Genomic DNA, 19,271 nt, shown 5'->3' on the forward strand with positions numbered 1-19,271 from the left:
AGAAAATTCATAATTCAAAGTCAATCGTTGAAATCTGAGGTTTCGTTTAAGCTCAATTAATCTCATGCTTCAGAGACGCTTTGCAGGGGATGGATAAAGCAGAATAGAAACAAGCACTCTGCTCGCCGATCGCCCATCTGATTAAAACCTGGTTATCTCCATGCCGCTGCCCCGACTTTTGACGCTGATCTTTGGCCTCACGCTCATTTTGGGGCTAATGATCTGGCTGATCGATTCGCTCTCTCGACTGTCTTGGCAACTGGCTTACTATCCATTGCTAGGGCCGATTCTGATCTTCTTGATCATTGCCCTGCTAGGCGTACTGATTGGGGCGTTTATCTACTATTTCTTTCTATTGCCTCGCAAACAACAGCGCAAACGCTCTCGCCGCAGCGCTCCTAAAGTTTCACCCATCAAAGCAGAAGCCGCCGAAGAAAATCTCAAAGCCGTGCGGCAGCAGTTGAAGCAGATTCAAGATGAAGTGACGCGGCGAGAAATGTTGAGCCGATCGCGGGAAATCGAGCAAAATCTCGCCCGTGGTGAACTGATGGTTGTCGTCTTTGGGACGGGATCATCGGGCAAAACATCGCTGGTGAATGCACTGATGGGGCGAATGGTCGGAAAAGTAGGCGCACCCATGGGCACCACCGAAGTTGGAGAAACCTATCGGCTGAAATTGAAGGGAGTTGATCGAGAAATCCTGATCACCGATACCCCAGGGATTCTAGAAGCAGGAGTCGCCGGAACCGAACGAGAAAAGCTTGCTCGCCGACTTGCCACCGAAGCAGACTTGCTGCTGTTTGTGCTAGACAACGATTTGCGGCAGTCAGAATTTGACCCGATGAAAATGTTGGCAGAGATTGGCAAACGCTCGATCGTGCTTGTCAACAAAGCCGATCTCTACACAGAAGCCGATTTAGAAACAATTTTGGCTCGGCTGCGAGAACGGGTGCGCGGGGTTGTCTCAACCAATGACGTGATCTCGATCACGGCTAATCCCCAATCAGTAAAACTAGACACCGGAGAAACCATTCAACCCGAATCGGATATCATGCCGTTAATTCGGCGGATGGCAGCGATTTTGAGAGCAGAAGGCGAAGACCTGCTGGCAGACAACATTTTGCTGCAATCGCAACGGCTTGGCGAAGAGGCACGCCGATTAATTGATGGTCAGCGTCGCAGACAGGCAGAAAAGATCGTCGAGCGGTTTCAGTGGATCGGGGCTGGTGTGATCGCAGTGACTCCGCTTCCGGTCGTGGATTTGTTAGCAACGGCTGCTGTCAATGCCCAAATGGTAGTCGAGATTGGCAGAGTCTATGGCTGTGAAATTAACATGGAGCGAGGGCGAGAACTGGCTCTATCGTTAGCTAAAACTTTGGTTAGTTTGGGAGTGGTCAAGGGCGCGATCGAGCTTCTCAGCACTGCCCTTCAACTGAGTGTTGGCGGGTTTCTATTCGGGCGCGCCATTCAAGGCATCAGTGCGGCTTACCTGACTCGCATCGCAGGCAAAAGCTTTATCGAATACTTCCGGCATGACCAAGATTGGGGCGATGGTGGCATTACCGAAGTAGTTCAGCGTCAGTTTCAACTCAACCGACGAGACGAATTTATCAAATCGTTTGTGCAAGATGCGATCACCAAAGTCATCAAACCCTTGCAGCTCGAAGCCAAAATCGAAGATGACGACGAACCTGGTGCTTTAGTGCAAAGACCAGAACCCTTGGAGATGGAACCCCTCGAAGACACGATCGACGATTGGCGTTAATTCAATAATCGGCGCGGGGATCATCTCACCTCGCATATCCAAAAACTGCACGAGAATCAGATAGCCAATGCCTAAAATTAGGGCGATCGCCCCCGTCAAATAAGCCACAACTTTTGAACGATCCATAAATTACTGAATGACTAGAGTTCTCTTTTAAACTAAGTCTAAGCAAGATTTGCCAAACAAAGAATCTCTGACCTCAAAATCAGCCGAATCGAGAATTCGATAAAGTGGTTTAATATCTACACCTTTGCCGAGACGAAATGGATGCTTCTGTAGATTTACCGAGTCAACCTGCTGAGAACGATCGCCCGATCGTCCTCCAAACTCACGACCTGAGTAAACGCTACCGCACCGGATTCTGGTTAAATCAGACGGTGGCATCGCTCAAAGACGTGAGCTTGACGGTTTACCAAGGCGAGACTTTTGGGCTATTGGGACAAAACGGCGCAGGCAAAACCACGCTGCTCAAAACGCTTTTAGGCATCGTGCGCCAAACTTCAGGGCGGGCAACCCTGCTAGGTAAACCGTTGGGCGATCGCGTCGTCAAACAACGAGTCGGCTATCTGCCAGAAAATCCCTATTTTTATGACTATCTGACAGGCTGGGAAATGCTGAAATTTGCGGCGGGGCTGTTTCAAGTGCCGCAATCGATTCAGCGCAAACGCATTCCCCAACTGCTCGATCTGGTGGGGTTAGCGCAATCAACCGCCCGCAAAAAACAACTGCGGCAATACTCCAAGGGAATGCTGCAACGGATTGGTATGGCACAGGCGCTAATCAACGATCCAGAATTAGTCTTTTTAGATGAGCCGATGTCAGGCTTAGATCCGCTCGGACGTTATCAACTGCGAGAAATTATTCTGTCGCTTAAGTCTCAAGGCAAGACGATTTTCTTCAACAGTCACGTTTTATCGGATGTTGAGAAGATCTGCGATCGCGTTGCCATTCTCGCTCAAGGAGAACTGATTTCTATCGGCTCTCTACAAGATCTGTTGGGCATCGCAGACACCTATCAGGTTAAAGTCAAAGGCGGCAACCCCGACGTTTTAAAGCAGCGAGTGGTTGATTTAGAATTTCAAGAAGGCTATTGGGTAGGACATCTCAAGGGCGACCCCCAAGATTTTATTGCCAGCCTGCGTTTAATGAGAGCGCAATTGATTTCGATTCATCTAGCCCGCCCGTCGCTAGAAGAATTTTTTGTGCAGCAGTTGCACGATCGGGGCATTCACTCCAGCAGTTAACAATGGTTCGGACAGAATTAGACGACGGTAGCACCGTTGCACACATTACAAGGGAATGCCGAGAAGTTTGGCGATCGCAGGTAACAACTTTCCGCAGGCTTCGACTAAAGTTGCGGTGCTGGGAAGTGCTTTGATCGTGGCATCAACTATGGTAAAGGAACTCCGGCTGCTTTGAGCGCCAGTGTGAGAACCATCTTTGCAGCTTCACTCACCGTTGTCTCACTGGCTTTGTTTGCCATTGCTTTGCCCCAAAGCGTCAATTTTTCCTTTAGAGCAGGATTTTCCCCTGCTTCTTTTGCCAAATCAGTTGCAACCTGTTGCTGAGAGTCATCGACGGTTACACCCCGATTTTGAAGATGCTGGAGTAAGTCTTGAATCTGCTGAGCCGCTTGAGTCAGGTCTTGACTCATGTTGATGTACTGAACATTGCTCTGTTGACTGCCAGCTTGAGCAGTATCAACGAAGTTACCAATACTGGAACCCCGGAAGTCATATTTGGGTGGTTGATTCTCAGCCATCGTTTCAACAATCCTCTCGATATTGGTATTACTTTGAAGCAGACTTTGACGCAAGAAGCCTACCTCATCTCGATATTCCGAAACCCGTTCCTCTAGCTGTCGAATTTGCCCTTCATAGAGTTGCTTCGCCTGACGCTCGATCACTGCTTTGTCTGCTTCTGGTGGAACTTCCAAGCGAATTACAACAAAGGCTCCGCCGCTTTTCTTTTCGATCGCCTGAATAGAGATGTTTTCGTCGCCGTACTGCGATCGTAATTCTTGAAAGGATTGGAAGAACGCTTGCCAGTCGATGCCATCGCGAAAAATCAAATCAACCGTGTCTAAGGCTTTCTGGAATAGTGTTGTAAATTCTCCGGGTGCAAACTCGCTGCTGCTCGGTCGGCGCTCTCGTTGATTTTCAAGTAAGTAAACAAACTTGGCATCAACAGATTGAAGGTTCGTGGTGCTGTTAATATTCCAGGCTTCGATACACGCACCTGTGAGGTATGCACCCATGAAATTAGCGCCAATGGCTTGAGCTTCGGTAAGATCGGTGTGTTGCAGATCGGCACAGATTAGAGTGGCATTACTGAGATCAGCATATTTGAGGATTGCGCCATTGAGTTCCGCATCGGTTAAGTCCGCACCTCGAAGATTAGCGCTTTCAAAGTTTTGATTGATGCCTTTGCCTGTGACCAAGAGTTCTCGAACGTTGCGACTTGCCAGAATGGAGTCTCCAACCTGAGCGCGGTTCAATTTCTTGGCATCCTTCCAGCAAACCTGAGTCAAAATTGTTTTCTGCTCGCGGCTATTCGCAAAACTAGTATTTTTGAGCAGTGCGCCTGAGAACGTCGCGCCTGTTAAATCAGCTCCCTGGAAGTTGGTTCCTCCTAAAGCGCTAAGAACAATGCTAAAGCGTCGAGCCAATGCAAACTTTTCATCTTCTTTAGATACTCGCCAAGCAACATAGAAGCTCAGAAGCACCGTCAAGACTGCGACTGCGACCGAGACTACAAATGCGCTTGAAACTGCAAATGCGAATGCAAATATAACTGCGACTGCGACTGCGACTGAGACTGCAACTGCAACTGCGACTGTGCCTGCGAGTGCGACTGCGAATGCGACTATGCCTGATACTGCGACTGCTACTGCGCCTGATACTGCGAATCCGCCTGCACCTGCAACTGCGAGTGAGACTGAGAATGCGGCTGCGGCTACAACGCAGATCAAGATCGTTCCAAATGCTTTAGTCGTTAAACCTTGATGAGCGATTGCGAAGTAAACAGCTATCAACATGAAGAGAAGGGATAATCCTGGGAAAATCGTATATTGATTCCTACTTTCTGGTGTGAGAAAGTAGCCAACGATCCCAGCAGTATAGAAGATTGAAATAAAGTTCAAGATTACTGAAAGCACGAAAGCAATGACGGCTTGGAGAATCACCCAACGCTTTTGCAGTCCTGCCTTTGCCCCAGTAAAGTTTGCGTCTCTCAAAATCGCATTGGTAAACTTTGCCCCTCGAATGTCCGCATCCGAAAAATCTGCGCCAGTCAAATCTTGACCTTTGAAATGCTGACCAGAAAAATCTTTCATATCGGAGCAACGTCAATCGATTTCTCTACAGAAATAACATAGAGATCTCTCAGTTGCTTAAGTGTCGCAGAAATTACTTTTGTTTTATTGAATACCAGCAACTAAAACAAGATCTTTTGAACACCGTGGCAACTTGCACATCGAACTGTCAGAAGCTAACCGCGATATATTGATTTCATCGATTCTTTGATAATCTTCGCCAATTTCTAGGAGAACTCGATGAGTTCCTCGATCGTTACCGAAATCGTACAGCAAGTCCACGATCTCCCCGATCCTCTCCAACAGCAAGTTCTCGCTTTCGTCCTGACGCTTCGACAACAGCACCTTGAAAAAGACCCTGATGCCTGGGACATTCTCGAATCACTGACAGGCACGATCGAAGCCCCAGCCGACTGGTCTACCGAACACGACCATTATTTATACGGTACGCTCAAACGTCCAGCTACAGAATCATGAACCGCGATCGCTTGTTTCTAGATACCGCCTTTATTCAAGCCCTCCTCAACCCTCGCGATAACTACCACAACTCAGCAAAAGCACTATTTCCACGAGTTCGCAGCGCCGACGAGATTTGGATTACAGAAGCAATCTTTGCTGAAGTTGGCAATGCGCTCAGTGCATCGAATCGGGATGGAGCTATCAAGTTCATCCAACAGTGCTATCAAACCGATAACATTAGCGTCATCAACATCGACACAGTACTCTTTAGACAAGCCTAGATCTTTACAACTCCCGCCCCGATAAAACTTGGGTCTTACGGACTGCATCTCGTTTGTAGTCATGACGATAAATGGCTTAACAGACGCTGTAACCGCCGATCGGCACTTTGTCCAAGCAGGCTTTCGCGCCTTAATGCTAGAGCATCCTTCGCCATAAATCCATTCCCAAAGCTAACTTGTTCTCATTCACGAAACAAATTTTGTCCGAAGTATTGAGTTAATGTGAGACCTTATAAAAAAATAGAATGATGGAATCAAGAACCATATTGGAGGGTTTATGCCGCTCACTGCTCACGATCTAGAAATCTTCCAGCAGCAGTTTTCCGATTATCAGATGGAATTAGTAGATGGAGAGATCGTTGTTATGAGTCCGTCTGGATTAGAGCCTGATGAGATAGCGGTTGAGATTTCCCGTCAACTAGCTAACTGGGTCAGACCCCGAAAGCTTGGGCGTGTCTCAGGCTCCAGTGCTGGTTTTAGACTTCCCAATGCCAATGAAGATGTTCGCGCTCCTGACTGCTCTTTCGTCAAAGCAGAGCGACTGAAACGAACAACAAAGGACTTTGCGCGACTGGTGCCCGATCTTGGCTTTGAAGTGGTATCAAAATCAGACTCCCTGGCAAAGCAGCGTCAGAAGGTCAAGTTCTACCTTTCGCTAGGCATGGTTGCTGGAGTGGTGGTTGACCCCAGAACGAGGATTGTTGAACTGTTTCGCCCAGGGGAAGACAATCCCACTGTTTTGAGAGATGGGGATGTTTTGACGGTTCCAGAACTCCTTCCAGGTTGGGAGATGGAGATTGCAAGTATTTGGGCACCAGAGTTTGATTAGCCGTCAATTCTGCTGTTTGACCGCTCCTATTCTTCCCTAAAGTGGCAAATTTTCCTGGAGAATCTTGATGAAAAATTCAACGCCCGTCCTGTCCGCTTCGGGATTAATCAAAAGCTTTGGTGGCGTAACGGCGGTTAATAATGCCTCGATCGAGGTCGCGGCTGGCAGTGTCACTGGGCTAATCGGACCCAACGGCGCAGGCAAAACGACGCTGTTTAATTTACTGTCTAACTTTACTCATCCTGACCAGGGGCAAGTTTTATTCGACGGGGAGCCGATTCAAAACTTGCAGTCCCACGAAATCGCCCAACGGGGCATGGTTCGCACTTTTCAAGTCGCTCGTGTGCTGTCGCGACTGTCAGTGTTAGAGAACTTATTGTTAGCGGCTCAACACCAAACGGGAGAAAAGTTTTGGAACACTTGGCTTTTAGGAAAACAGATTGCTAAAGAAGAACGAGAAGCCCGCGATCGCGCCATGGAAATCCTAGAATCAGTCGGACTGGCAGAAAAAGCCCACGACTACGCGGGTGGACTTTCAGGCGGGCAACGCAAACTGCTCGAAATTGCCCGATCGCTGATGACTCGACCTAAACTTGTGCTGCTCGACGAGCCTGCGGCAGGAGTCAACCCCACCCTGATCAATCAAATTTGCGAATACATCCACTACTGGAACCGTCAGGGACTGTCTTTTTTGATCATCGAACACAACATGGACGTGATTATGTCGCTGTGCGATCGCGTCTGGGTGCTTGCCGAGGGCAGCAATCTCGCGGTCGGTTCTCCTAGCGAAATTCAAACCAATGCTCAAGTCTTAGAAGCGTATTTGGGGCAATGATCCCCGATGTTCTTCATCCCAAGGCGGCTGAGAGAAATGAGTTAGGAACGGTATGATTGAAAAGAAGTTAACTTATGTAACGTTCCTTGACTGCCACCTTTAAACCCACCGATAGCGTGATTCTGCCAGCTAGCTGGAACTTCCTCAGCCCTGTTTGGCAAGGCAACGATCGTGACGTTCAGCAAGGCTTACCCCATAGCCAGTTAGCCCCAACCTGGCAACTGTTGCTTCTAGGCGATGGTTCTCCGACTCGCCACCTGCAACTGCTCACAGGTGAACCCACTGAAGTAGACGTGATTGACATGTCTGCGATCGGGTTTGATCACGACAATGCCCCTGACGCGATCGAGATGGTGCCAGGCCCACGATTGCGGCGACAAGTCTGGTTAAGAACTGCCTCCGGTCAGCGATTAGCTTATGCAACCTCCTGGTGGGAGCAGAGCCATGTGGACGAATATTTGCAGAACCGATCGCTCCCCATTTGGGCGAGTCTGGCGCGTCTGCGAACTGAGCTATATCGAGACGTGAAAGGCATTTGTTATGGTGATTCCAGCGTTTTAGAAGCCGCCTTTGAGCAATCGGGGCCCTTTTGGGGAAGACACTATCTCTTCTGGCATCACGGGCAACCTCTAACCGTGATTTACGAAGTGTTTTCACCCTACTTACAAAAATATCTTGGTGAAATGCAGCTTCACGATTAAGCATCCCGAACAGTTCTGGGATAGCGAGGACGGCAAGGCGTTCCCCAGCAAACTTGTTGTTCTGGCAATGACGAGAAGACGCTGCTTCTTGCTCCTACTAAAGCGTTTGCTCCAATCTGAACGCCTGCACCGATGAAGCAATCGGTCGCGACCCAAACTCCATTGCCGATCGCAATAGGCGCAGTCAACAGCCCAAACTTAGGATCTTGAGCATCGTGACTTCCGGTACACAAGTAGCTCTTTTGAGAAATCACGCAGTGTTCGCCAATCTGAATCGACTCCAAGCTATAGAAAACCACATCATCACCAATCCAGCTATAGTCGCCAATTTCCACCTTCCAGGGATAGGTAAATCGGGCCGTCGGACGAATCAACACCGCTTCGCCAATTTTTGCCCCAAACAACCTCAACAACTGGCACCGCACCGAGTTAAACGGGTGAGGCGTTAACGGAAACGCAACTCCTTGCACGAGCCACCACAGCATCACATACCAACCAGGGCGACCACGATCGAACCCAGTTTGATGATATTGACGCAAATCAATCAGTGGTTTTGCATTCAAAACCGGGGGCAGCTTTGCCGATTCTTGATTCATGATTCGGGGTTGGCGATGGCTTGAGAAGTCGCAATGGGAGCCTCGTTTTTGTTCGTATTCAAAGTGCCACCACATTGACGCAGTTCGTAGAGCTTTACGCCAATTTGGTATTCATATTGACTCAGTAACCGTCCGTAAATGTAGCCTGCTTTTCCGTCTAAAAAGCCTAGACGAATGATGTAGAAAAGCACGAATCGCAAAAGCGGCTTAAAGGGAAGTCTGACCCAAATGTTTTTTAAGAACCGTTTGCGCTGCACAGCATTGCCAAAAAAATTGGCTCCGATCGTGCCCTGCTGATCCTTCCCGTTTAGTCGGTTTAAATAAACCTGAGCTTCCCAATTAGAGTAGCGATTGTGTCGTTCTAGCCAGTGATAGAGATCTTTAAAGTCTATGTGCAGCATATCTTGCTTGAGATATCCGACTTTTCCGGGCAAGATGACGTGTTCGTGAACTTCGTTATCGCCAGTGTTGCGGATCTCCTCGGTTTTCAGGTTTTCATAACGCCCTTTGGAGTGTTGAAACAACCGCAGATTCCAGTCGGGATATTTGCCGCCGTGACGAATCCACTGACCGAGAAAAAAGACTTTGCGGTTGAGATAATAGCCATCACACTCTGACTGCTGAATTGCCGTCTCGATTTCATCCCACAATTCTGGTGGAATGCGTTCATCACAATCGACAATCAGCACCCATTCATTGCGAAACGGCAGATTTTCTAGCGACCAATTTTTCTTTTTAGGCCAACGACCATTGAATTGAAACTGCACCACTTTGGCACCGTGGTTTTGAGCAATCTCGATCGAGCGATCGCTACTCTGAGAGTCAACCATAAACACTTCATCGGCTCTGGCAACGCTCTCAAGACACGCTGGGAGGTTTGCTTCTTCGTTTCGAGCTGGGATCAGGACAGAAACCGGAATTTTGGGGAGCTTAGAGTTCATGGTTCAAAAAATTAGGCGTGAACGCAACTCAGAGTCTAGCTAATATCGCTCTACCCTTAAGTCGAATCGATGTCCTCTAGTGTTCCCATCTCAGAACTAGCGCATCTACCTGCTGACCAATTCTAAAGTTGCAGGCTGTCTCAATTTTGGCTCGATCGGACAAGGACTGATGGATAATGAGTTTTCTAGCCCCTCATCCTTTCCTCTTTATGCTGCCTTGGTATATCAATAATGAACTCCTTTTAATCCTGGCTTATTTGCTGGGTTCATTTCCGACGGGCTATCTGGCAGGACGGTTGCTCAAAGGCATTGATATTCGTGAAGTCGGGTCAGGTTCGACAGGCGCAACCAATGTTTTGCGAACCTTAGGGAAAGTGCCTGCGATCGTCGTCTTATTGATCGATGTTTTAAAGGGAGCGTTAGCGATCGCAGCAGTAAACTTCGCATTTACCCAGCTACCCGGATGGCTTTATTACACCAAGGTCGTAGATGTTAATCTCGCCAACTGGCAGCCCTGGATGATCGTTTTAGCGGGGCTGCTTGCCTTATTGGGGCACAGTAAACCGATCTGGCTCAACTTCAAAGGCGGCAAGTCAGTTGCGACTAGCCTCGGCGTTTTATTAGCAATGGATTGGCGAGTCGGGTTAAGCACGATCGCCGTATTTGCGATCAGTCTCGCCATCAGTCGCATCGTGTCCCTCAGTTCGATTACAGGAGCGATCAGCGTCACGGCATTGATGATCGCGTTTCGCCAGCCGTTGCCCTACTGTCTGTTTGCGATCGCGGGTGGAATTTATGTGATCTGGCTCCACCGCACCAATATTCAACGCTTGCTCACCGGGACTGAGCCTCGCTTCGGACAAGCGCTGCCTGAACAGCCCGAAGATGGCGGGTAGAGGAGTTATTGTTTCGGCTGTGGGGTAATCTGCAACTCGACCCTGCCCCCGTTGACGGCAACTTGCTGATCGTCAAGTTTGCCCGATGCTCTCGGGCCTGCCAGGCTAAAGGGCGGATTCTCCTGACGATAATTGACGTTGCCCGTGGCTTCAAATTGCTGAGTTGTGATGAACCAAAGCACTCGATCAGCATCCAGCTTTGACTGATTTTTCTGTCCGATCCCACGAACATTGCCCACAAGATCGACGGTATTTTTCTGCAAGTCCATTTGTCCCTGATTGGCGTTTAATGTGACTTGTTGAGGCGGATTTATAATGGTAATCGGCTGGCTAGAGTTGATGGTTTGAGCATCAAGGTTCCAGAGCAAATTATTACTACTGACTTGCACCCCTTTTTCTTTAGAGTCTAGTTGAGCATTTTGCTGAAGATTGACGGTTTTGGCTTTCAAATCGACATTGGCTTTGTCAGCAGAGCCGCGATCGGTCAACACTTTGTTTTTGTATTGATCAATCTGAATCGGACGATCGGCGATCACGGTTTCTCCTTTGACATTCCAAGTCAGGTGTTCTGTTCTCATTTGAAGTTCAGGCTTTTTAGAAGAAGCGACGATCTGACGAAATAGCTCCATCGTCCGAGCGCGAGTTAAAACCCGGCCTTCTTGGGCTGAAAACTGCATTTGTTTATGAGTGCCCGTCACATTATTGCGAACCAGCAACATATCTTCGGTGGGTCGCCACTCTAACTCATCGCCCTTTAAGAGCGTGCCGTCTCTGATGTCGGTTGCAATGATCTTTCCCTTGAGCAAAATAGATTTGCCGTCACCTTTGACTTCACCTTTTTGGGCTGAAATCTGAAAGACAGGTTTGCCGTCTTGATAAAGCTCACCTTTTGGGTCTTCAATCACTGCGTTTTTCTGATCTTTGCTATAGCTGGCTTGCTTTGCTTTCACCTTCCACCAGAGCTTGCCCCGATCGTCTGCTTGCTCTAGAGTCACATCGTTAAACGTGGCATTGCTGTCAAATCGCTGAATTTCTTTAGTGTCTTCTCTCAGTTTGTCAGCAGTTCGGTTGCGATTGAGACAGCCGCCTACGCTCGTGAGCAATGTGATTAAAAGTAAGTTAAGAGCGATCGTTCGCTGCAAATTTGTTTTTTTAATAGCAGTCAGCATAGAGATAGTTAAAACACTTATAAAAGCTTAGACGCGATCGGACGCTAAAATGCTCCCTGGCTGCTTCGCCATAAAAACAAGGGAGTGTGGAAATTCCATCACTCCCCTACTATGGCGGCTATGTAGAGTCATCGGTGATCTACTAAATCGCTATCGCATTGAATGGTCATCGTCCGAGTCATCCATGATCCCGATTCCCGTGAGCGGACGGTAAGTATAGCTGCGAGGTGTTTTTTGAATATCTTCTTTGATGTTGTCGAGATCGACGTAGCGATCGGCAACGTTGATCAAACTATCACTGGTCATTGACCGTAGACTGACTACCTCAACCCGCACCCCGCGATAGCTGACCGCATTCACGGCATAAGCCAAATCCCCATCTCCACTCACCAGCACAGCCGTGTCATATGACCCCACCAGCGACATCATATCAATGGCGATCTCGACATCCAGGTTTGCTTTCTTAGAGCCATCGGGTAGCTGCACCAAGTCTTTTGAGATGACTCGATAACCGTTGCGCCGCATCCACAGCAGAAAGCCCTGTTGTTTTTCATTTGTGCGATCGACCCCAGTATAGAAGAACGATCGCAGGAGACGAGAGCCAGCAGTCAGACGACAAAGCAGTTTGGTATAGTCAATTTCGATCCCCAGTTGCAGCGCGGCATAGAAGAGATTGGAGCCGTCAATAAAAATCGCAACTCGACCCCGATTTTCAAGAACTTGCTCTGGTGAAAATACTATTTCAGATTCGTTTATATGATTCAACACAATTGCTAACCTCAGTTTGTTATGAAAAGTATGGATGTTTAATCTGTATGAAATGTAGAAAAACTATGACTTGATCTCTTGACTTAATTAAGAACTTTCCTCTGGAAGCTCTAATTTCTGAAACACAGGATGTGGCTCACCCAGAATTTGTTTAGCTGGAAGAATTCCCCACGTTTGATGGTTTTGAAAAGTGGTTGAAACATCAATTAAACGAGTGTCAGCAAAATCAGCCGAATAGCCTAACTGTTGATAAATTTGAGTGCTGACGTTAGGAATAATGGGCGACAAAAGATAGGCTGCTAATCGAACCGATTCTAAAACCGAGTAAAGAACTTGCTCAACGTCGGCTTGTTTTCCTTGTTTATAGAGTGCCCAGGGTGCTTGCTCGTCAATATATTTGTTGCCCATTCTGACAGAAGTCAAAATCGCATCACAAGCACTGCTAAAGGCAAGATCGTCGTAAGCTTGAGCCACTTTAGATCCTAACTCTGATCCCACCGCTTTCAAGAAGTTATCAGCCGCAATCTCCTCGCCAGAAATATCGGGAACGTGACCTCCACAGTATTTTTGCGCCATCTTTAGCGTTCGATTTAGCAAATTACCTAAATCATTGGCTAAGTCAGCGTTGAGTATATTGACGAAACGAGTTTCATCAAACACCCCATCTCGACCAAACTCGATTTCCTTAAGGAAATAGTAACGAACGGCATCGGCTCCATAGCGATCGACGAGAGGCACCGGATCAATAGCATTGCCCGTACTTTTGCCTATTTTCAAACCATCGCGCACCAGAAAACCGTGCCCAAAGACACGATCCGGTAAAGATAACCCTGCCGACATCAGCATTGCAGGCCAATAGACGGCATGAAAGCGCAGAATGTCTTTGCCAATCAGGTGAATGTTAATCGGCCACCATTTAGACAGGGCATTGTCTAATGTTGGCTCAGCGTCGGGGTCAAGCAGGGCGGTGATATAACCTAGCAGAGCATCAAACCAAACATAGAGCGTCTGCTTGGGATCAACAGGCACCGGAAACCCCCAGTCTAGGTTTCGCCGGGAGATCGAAAAATCTCGCAAGCCTTGTCCCACAAAATTTAGCACTTCGTTGCGACGAGTCGCTGGCAAAATAAAGTCGGGCTGGTCTTGATAAAGCTGTTCGAGTTTTTGTTGATAGTTTGAGAGGCGAAAGAAATAGTTTTCTTCATCACGCCACTCGGCTTGTTTGTTAGGGTGAATCGCGCAGTAGTGGTCGTCAAGAAGTTCTCGCTCTTCTTTAAACTCTTCGCAAGCGACACAATACCAACCCTGTTGCTGGCTCAGATAGATGTCGCCGCTTTCCCAAACGCGTTGAAAGAACTCTTCGACAATGGCAGCATGACGATCGTCTGTGGTGCGAATAAAGCGATCGTAGCGGATGTTGAGTTTATCCCATAGACTTTTGAAGCCTTCTACAATCAGATCGCAGTGTTCTTGCGGCGATCGCCCCAAGCTTTCAGCCGTGCGCTGAATTTTTTGCCCATGCTCATCGCTTCCGGTCACAAACAGCACAGATTTGCCTTGCAATCGCTGGAAACGCGCCATCGCATCGGCTGCGATCGTCGGATACGCGCTACCAATGTGAGGTAAATCGTTTACATAATAGAGCGGTGTCGTGATGGCAAATCTGTGCTTCTCGGCATTTTCAAAACTCATGGATACTATAAAAACAATTCTCTAATCTAAATTAGATAAATAGAGTGACCCCACTCTCACCTAATCAATATGTACTGATTCTAACCATCAATGCTCTGCAAAATTAGAGAGACAATCTTAAATAACTGAGTAGAGTGTTCAGGGAAACTTATCAATTGACTGTCTAAGGTTAAGCAAATATTTACAACTTGAGAGGTTTGTTGCTCTTGCTAAAGTAAAGTTAATAATTAAGTGACTACTCCATAAAACTCTGGTTCGGTGTGCATGGCTTCTGATAGTCCACTTCAAATTTCGCGGTTGTTGCTCTCGGCAATGGGGATTCAAATGTATCTGCATCATCGCGATCGCGTGCCTCAGACGGGTGCCACTTTGGTTGTCAGCAACCACCGCAGTTTTCTAGATGCCCCTTTGTTGATGTCGGCAATCGACCGTCCGATTCGATTTGCTTGCCATCACTACATGGGTCAAGTGCCCGTGATGCGCGAAGTGGTCAAAAAATTAGGCTGCTTTCCGCTAGAAAGCTCAGGTCAGAAACAGCAGAGCTTTTTCCATCAAGCCATTCAGCTATTGAAAACTCGGCAGGCAGTTGGTGTGTTTCCAGAAGGAACTGAGCCAATGGTCAACAGTCCCGCCCGATGCGAGATGGGAGAATTTCAGCGAGGGTTTGCTCATCTCGCTCTCAAAGCCCCGGTGCAAGATTTGGCAGTTTTGCCGATCGCGATCGCCGTTCAAGACGAAATAAAAAGTTCGGCAGTTCCTTTAAAACTGCTGAGTTTTTTTGATCCCTCTGAGCCACTATTTGATCAGGAGGGCTGGCATCCGTTAGTGGTTTATCAGCGAGTCAATGTTTTAGTAGGTCGTCCGTTTTGGATCACACCCTCCGATCGGCAAAAATATCAAGGCAAAGGGGCACGCGCGATCGTTCAGCATTTCACCAGCCATTGTCATGACGAAATCAACAGCCTGCTGATTCGGGGATGCTATTGAGATTTTAAGTTTTTAGTTTTTTGTTCCATGATTCAAAGTCACCCTTGCTTTCTCACGCCCAAGACGCTCAAGCCTAACTATCCGCTATTTGTGTTTTTGCCAGGAATGGACGGAACGGGGCAACTCTTGCGTACCCAGACCGAAGGACTAGAAGCCAAGTTTGATGTGCGATGTCTGGCAATTCCGTCCGATGATTTGACCAGTTGGGACGAATTGGCCCAGCAGGTAGTCGAGCTAGTCAAAGGCGAACTGGCCAGCGATGATCATCCTGATCAAAACCAGCGATCGGTCTATCTGTGCGGTGAGTCATTTGGGGGCTGTTTGGCGATGAAGGTCGCTGTTTTAGCACCAGAGCTATTCCAGCGAATCATTTTGGTCAACCCAGCTTCATCGTTTAATCGCAGACCCTGGATCTCGTGGGGATCACAAATCAGCCGCTACTTACCAGAAGTTGCTTACCAGTTTTCGTCGGTGACGTTTTTACCACTTTTGGCATCGTTTGGTCGCATTGCAGAAGACGATCGACAGGCACTCGTTCAAGCAGTTCGATCTGTGCCTCAAAAAACATCGATTTGGCGAATGTCTCTGCTGCACAAGTTTCAGGTGCCCAGACAGCAGCTAAGACAACTCACTCAGCCCGTTTTGATTATTGCGAGTGCTGATGACAAACTGCTGCCGTCGCTGCCAGAAGCCTATCGGTTAAAACGAGCCTTTCAAAATGCCTACGTGGTGGTGCTTCCAGAAAGTGGTCACACCTGCCTCTTAGAGTCTGGGGTCAATCTCTATGACCTGATGAAAGCCCACGGCTTTTTAGATGAGAATCTCGATACTGAGACAATTTCTGCTGCGGCGAACGGCTCGGTCGATCGTGGATTGGCAGCCAAAAAGATGTGATACTTGGTTTTTTCAAAGATTCTTCTGCGTCTGACGCTTCACTCTTAGGATTCTGGATTAAATAATGGGGGACAGCCGTCTCGGCTGTTTAAGTCAGGCAAGATGCCTGACCCACAAAGTTCTCGGAGTTATTTAATTCACGATCCTGAGCCGATTCTCTTACAATAAATCTTCAAATTCCGATCGCGTGTGCAGCGTTTTAAGAATGGTTTTGATCTCTTGAGTTCGGTCTTTTTTGGCAATCAGAGTGACTTTTCCATCGCGGACAACTACCGTGTCTTCTAAGCCGATCGTCACAATCAGTTCATCGTCATTCGTGGAGTAAAGCAGCGTTCCTTTGGTGTCTAAGCCAACATGCTTTGCCAACTCTACGTTGGGATTGTCTGCATTTTTGAGCAGTCGCTCGATCGCGGCCCAGTCCCCTAAGTCATCCCAGCCAAAGCTAACAGGCAGCACATAAGCGCGGTCAGTTTTTTCCATTAGTGCATAGTCAATGCTTTTTCTGGGAAGGGTTGGATAGGCAGCGACTCCCTTCTCTTCAAGCGGAGTCAGAATTTCTGGCGCATGGCGGTGCAATTCTTTCAGAGCCACCTTTGCCTGAAAAACAAACATGCCTCCATTCCAGCTAAAGCGACCGCTGTCTAGAAATGCTTGAGCCGTTTCTCGATCGGGCTTTTCGGTAAAGCGATCAACGCGATAGGCGGGATACCCGGCTGCGCCATAGAGTCCGATTTTCTCGCCCTGCTCAATATAGCCGTAGCCAGTAGCCGCTTGATTGCAGGTAATGCCTAGCGTCACGATCGCCGCTTCTTTAACAGCAAGATCGACGGCAGCGGCGAGGGTTTCCTCAAAAATCTCTTGGTTATCGATCCAGTGATCGGCGGGAAAGAACCCCACGATCGCGCTTTCGCCATAGCGTTTAGCAATCTCTAAGGTGCTCCAAGCGACGGCAGGTGCGGTGTCTCGTCCTTCTGGCTCGACTAGCAGATTGGCTAGGGGCAATTCGGGAAGCTGTTCTTGAACGCCCTTTGCCAAGTGGGAAGCGGTGACAACCCAAAGATTGTCCCAGCCGTTGGCGACGTGGAGAAGACGATCGGCAGTTGACTGCAAGAGGCTGCGATCGCTGCCGTCAAGACATAAAAACTGTTTAGGACGGCGTTTGCGGCTCAAAGGCCAAAAGCGTTCGCCCTTGCCTCCAGCGAGAATAACGGGCACGAGAGGTTGGGTCATAGTGAATATCTGCTGCGGAGCAAGTCAAATAGGGGGCAAATTTGGTGCCAAAGCTGGGTTGGCGGTGAGAGAGATCGTTAAGCAGATGAACTCACCGTCACAATCTTAATGAATACCAAAACCTTAAAGCTCCTGAATGACTAGATCTTCGCGAAGTCTTTTCAATTCATCCTACCTTTTCAGGTAGGGTGATAAGCTTCGCAAAAAGTTCAGGATGTCACAGTGGGCAAATTACTCTGCTTCTACTGACTAGCCATAAGGTCGGGTTCAAGGGTAGAATTCCCAGAAGGTTACGCAACGTAACATTTTCTTTAATTGCAAAGAAAAATGCTTTCCCAAAAGTGAGCAAAGGGCTTTGCAGTCAACCGCTCGGTCGATTCTATCTGAGTAGAGAGAGAAAGCAGGAAATGTTTGGGTTAGGATATCGAGGAATCATTTGGGATGGTAGTGTAGATAGCTTCTAGTGTCAGGTTAGTTCTTAAGTGGTGGGGAAGTGGAACAGTTGAAGAGTCAATCAACGTCGAGACAGCAAGCTGTGCTGGAAAACCGTGACGGGCAATCTGCGTCCACTGTTTCCACGTCGGTGCCAATTCCTTTAAAGAATCCTGTTAGAAGCATTACAATCTCTCGCTCCCTATTTTGGGGCTTTACATTTCTGATTGCTGCGACCGCTTCTGCCACGATCGGCACCACACTGGCGCTGATCGCTCCGCTACCCGGTGCGGTTGCCCCCGCAGAAGGGCAAAAGATTTTTAATGACCTGTGGCGCAGCGGCTTTCAATATTATGTGGGTCGCCCAGTCAATATTCTGGTGATGGGGATCGATAAAGTCCCTGACGTGCCAGACAACTCAGACGAGGTTTTTTCAGGACGTAGCGACACTATGCTGCTGCTGCGAATCGACCCGTCTGATCAAACGGTCAATTTACTCTCGATCCCCAGAGATACCCAAGTTGAGATTCCAGGAATTGGGGTGACGAAGATCAATCAGGCAAATGCGAGTGGTGGCCCTGCTTTAGCTCGTCAAGTAGTCACCAACACCCTAAGCGGAATTGAAGTCGATCGCTACGTGCGCGTCAGCACCAACGCCTTTCGCGAGTTGGTCGATCTGCTAGGTGGTGTCGATATTTATGTGCCTCAACCGATGTCTTATGTAGACAACACCCAAAAGCTGAAGATCGATCTAGCTCAAGGCTGGCAAACTTTAAATGGAGACCAAGCCGAGCAGTTTGCGCGATTTCGTCACGACAACCTTGGCGATATTGGACGAGTTCAGCGTCAACAAGCATTAATCAAGGCACTGCGATCGAAGTTGGCGAGTCCTTTAATGCTGCCGCGTGTGCCGAGTCTAATCACGATGATGCAGAAGTACATTGACACAAACCTCAGCGTTGAAGAAATGCTAGCATTGGTTAACTTTGGGCTGAAATTAGACAAAAACGATTTTAAGATGGTGATGCTGCCGGGACGGTTTAGCGCACCAAACGAGTTTGCAGCCAGCTATTGGATCATGGATCCGCAGGGGCGCGATCGAGTTCTGCAAGACTATTTCAAAGTGGGGTCAACTGATGGGTCAAGTGCTGTCAGTGCACCTGTCAAAATTGCGGTGCAAAATGCGTCTAGCCAACCCGAAGCAGGCAATCAGTTCGTGAGTTATTTGGCCAGCTTGGGCTATGAGAATGTTTATCTGACTCAAGATTGGGCAGACCATCAGGGCAAGACTCAAATCATTGTGCAGCGAGGAGATTTGCGATCGGCAAACGCTCTGCAATCAGCGATCGGGTTTGGTGGCATTGAAGCTGCCTCGGTTGGAGACTTAGATTCTGATTTAACCATCCGTGTGGGGGATGACTGGTTAGCCCAACAGCCCCTTAAATCTAAGAAGTAAGATAATAAGAATCTGACAGATTTTGCT

At 48.2% G+C, this 19,271-nt stretch carries 19 protein-coding genes; 11 read left to right on the top strand and 8 right to left on the bottom strand.

Going from position 1 to position 19,271, the window contains the following annotated elements:
* The first annotated feature begins 160 nt into the window (after positions 1-160).
* Entirely contained in the window at positions 161-1,765 is a 1,605-nt protein-coding gene (locus tag C7B65_RS20875; protein ID WP_073074448.1) for a YcjF family protein, read from the top strand.
* Here the strand turns inward: C7B65_RS20875 and C7B65_RS20880 are convergent.
* Positions 1,700-1,891 (bottom strand): hypothetical protein, encoded by a 192-nt coding sequence (locus C7B65_RS20880; protein ID WP_073074449.1) that lies wholly within the window; start codon positions 1,889-1,891, stop codon positions 1,700-1,702. The two genes, C7B65_RS20875 and C7B65_RS20880, sit on opposite strands and share 66 nt — an antisense overlap.
* A gap of 137 nt (positions 1,892-2,028) precedes the next feature.
* Here C7B65_RS20880 and C7B65_RS20885 point away from each other — a divergent pair, with 137 nt between their 5' ends.
* Positions 2,029-3,009 (top strand): ABC transporter ATP-binding protein, encoded by a 981-nt coding sequence (locus C7B65_RS20885; protein WP_073074450.1) that lies wholly within the window; start codon positions 2,029-2,031, stop codon positions 3,007-3,009.
* A 146-nt stretch (positions 3,010-3,155) separates the two neighbouring features.
* Here C7B65_RS20885 and C7B65_RS20890 read toward each other — a convergent pair whose 3' ends face one another.
* Positions 3,156-5,099, bottom strand: a complete 1,944-nt coding sequence (locus C7B65_RS20890) for a pentapeptide repeat-containing protein (protein WP_083583149.1) — start codon at positions 5,097-5,099, stop codon at positions 3,156-3,158.
* A gap of 219 nt (positions 5,100-5,318) precedes the next feature.
* On the opposite strand from C7B65_RS20890, the gene C7B65_RS20895 reads away from it, so the two are divergent.
* The 5 genes from C7B65_RS20895 (at position 5,319) to C7B65_RS20915 (ending at position 8,183) form a co-directional block, all read left to right on the top strand.
* Positions 5,319-5,555: a hypothetical protein gene (locus C7B65_RS20895; protein ID WP_073074451.1), complete on the top strand. Its 237-nt coding sequence runs from the start codon at positions 5,319-5,321 to the stop codon at positions 5,553-5,555.
* Positions 5,552-5,818, top strand: coding sequence for a type II toxin-antitoxin system VapC family toxin (locus C7B65_RS28900; RefSeq protein WP_223257459.1), 267 nt, complete (start codon positions 5,552-5,554; stop codon positions 5,816-5,818). The genes C7B65_RS20895 and C7B65_RS28900 overlap by 4 nt, the downstream gene beginning before the upstream one ends.
* A gap of 277 nt (positions 5,819-6,095) precedes the next feature.
* Positions 6,096-6,647, top strand: coding sequence for a Uma2 family endonuclease (locus C7B65_RS20905; protein ID WP_073074452.1), 552 nt, complete (start codon positions 6,096-6,098; stop codon positions 6,645-6,647).
* Between the two features lie 67 nt (positions 6,648-6,714).
* A complete protein-coding gene (locus tag C7B65_RS20910) occupies positions 6,715-7,482 on the top strand; it encodes an ABC transporter ATP-binding protein (RefSeq protein WP_106254113.1) in 768 nt (255 codons plus the stop codon).
* An 86-nt stretch (positions 7,483-7,568) separates the two neighbouring features.
* Positions 7,569-8,183, top strand: a complete 615-nt coding sequence (locus C7B65_RS20915) for a chorismate lyase (protein ID WP_073074454.1) — start codon at positions 7,569-7,571, stop codon at positions 8,181-8,183.
* On the opposite strand, the gene hpsU is transcribed toward C7B65_RS20915, so the two are convergent.
* A complete protein-coding gene (gene hpsU / locus C7B65_RS20920) occupies positions 8,180-8,779 on the bottom strand; it encodes a hormogonium polysaccharide biosynthesis acetyltransferase HpsU (RefSeq protein WP_073074455.1) in 600 nt (199 codons plus the stop codon). The genes C7B65_RS20915 and hpsU overlap by 4 nt on opposite strands.
* Positions 8,776-9,720 (bottom strand): glycosyltransferase family 2 protein, encoded by a 945-nt coding sequence (locus C7B65_RS20925; protein WP_073074456.1) that lies wholly within the window; start codon positions 9,718-9,720, stop codon positions 8,776-8,778. The genes hpsU and C7B65_RS20925 overlap by 4 nt, the downstream gene beginning before the upstream one ends.
* 176 nt (positions 9,721-9,896) lie before the next feature.
* Between C7B65_RS20925 and plsY the strand changes: the two genes are divergently transcribed.
* Positions 9,897-10,616: a glycerol-3-phosphate 1-O-acyltransferase PlsY gene (gene plsY / locus C7B65_RS20930; protein ID WP_244913255.1), complete on the top strand. Its 720-nt coding sequence runs from the start codon at positions 9,897-9,899 to the stop codon at positions 10,614-10,616.
* Between the two features lie 5 nt (positions 10,617-10,621).
* Here the strand turns inward: plsY and lptC are convergent, their stop codons facing one another.
* The 3 genes from lptC to metG all read right to left on the bottom strand — a co-directional run bounded on the left by lptC (position 10,622) and on the right by metG (position 14,245).
* Positions 10,622-11,785 (bottom strand): LPS export ABC transporter periplasmic protein LptC, encoded by a 1,164-nt coding sequence (gene lptC / locus C7B65_RS20935; RefSeq protein ID WP_073074458.1) that lies wholly within the window; start codon positions 11,783-11,785, stop codon positions 10,622-10,624.
* Positions 11,786-11,935: 150 nt separating this feature from the next.
* Positions 11,936-12,553 (bottom strand): LabA-like NYN domain-containing protein, encoded by a 618-nt coding sequence (locus C7B65_RS20940; RefSeq protein WP_073074459.1) that lies wholly within the window; start codon positions 12,551-12,553, stop codon positions 11,936-11,938.
* An 87-nt stretch (positions 12,554-12,640) separates the two neighbouring features.
* Positions 12,641-14,245, bottom strand: coding sequence for a methionine--tRNA ligase (metG, locus tag C7B65_RS20945; protein WP_073074460.1), 1,605 nt, complete (start codon positions 14,243-14,245; stop codon positions 12,641-12,643).
* Positions 14,246-14,509: 264 nt separating this feature from the next.
* Here metG and C7B65_RS20950 point away from each other — a divergent pair, with 264 nt between their 5' ends.
* Positions 14,510-15,232, top strand: coding sequence for a lysophospholipid acyltransferase family protein (locus C7B65_RS20950; protein ID WP_073074461.1), 723 nt, complete (start codon positions 14,510-14,512; stop codon positions 15,230-15,232).
* Positions 15,233-15,259: 27 nt separating this feature from the next.
* Positions 15,260-16,126, top strand: a complete 867-nt coding sequence (locus tag C7B65_RS20955) for an alpha/beta fold hydrolase (protein WP_073074462.1) — start codon at positions 15,260-15,262, stop codon at positions 16,124-16,126.
* Positions 16,127-16,285: 159 nt separating this feature from the next.
* Here C7B65_RS20955 and C7B65_RS20960 read toward each other — a convergent pair whose 3' ends face one another.
* A complete protein-coding gene (locus C7B65_RS20960; protein ID WP_073074463.1) occupies positions 16,286-17,356 on the bottom strand; it encodes a mannose-1-phosphate guanylyltransferase in 1,071 nt (356 codons plus the stop codon).
* 493 nt (positions 17,357-17,849) lie between these two features.
* On the opposite strand from C7B65_RS20960, the gene C7B65_RS20965 reads away from it, so the two are divergent.
* On the top strand, positions 17,850-19,244 hold the full coding sequence (locus C7B65_RS20965; RefSeq protein ID WP_106254114.1) for an LCP family protein: 1,395 nt from the start codon (positions 17,850-17,852) through the stop codon (positions 19,242-19,244).
* Positions 19,245-19,271: the final 27 nt, after the last annotated feature.

It is taken from the genome of Phormidesmis priestleyi ULC007 (genome assembly GCF_003003695.1).
GTDB classification, from domain to species: Bacteria; Cyanobacteriota; Cyanobacteriia; order Leptolyngbyales; family Leptolyngbyaceae; genus Phormidesmis_A; species Phormidesmis_A priestleyi_A.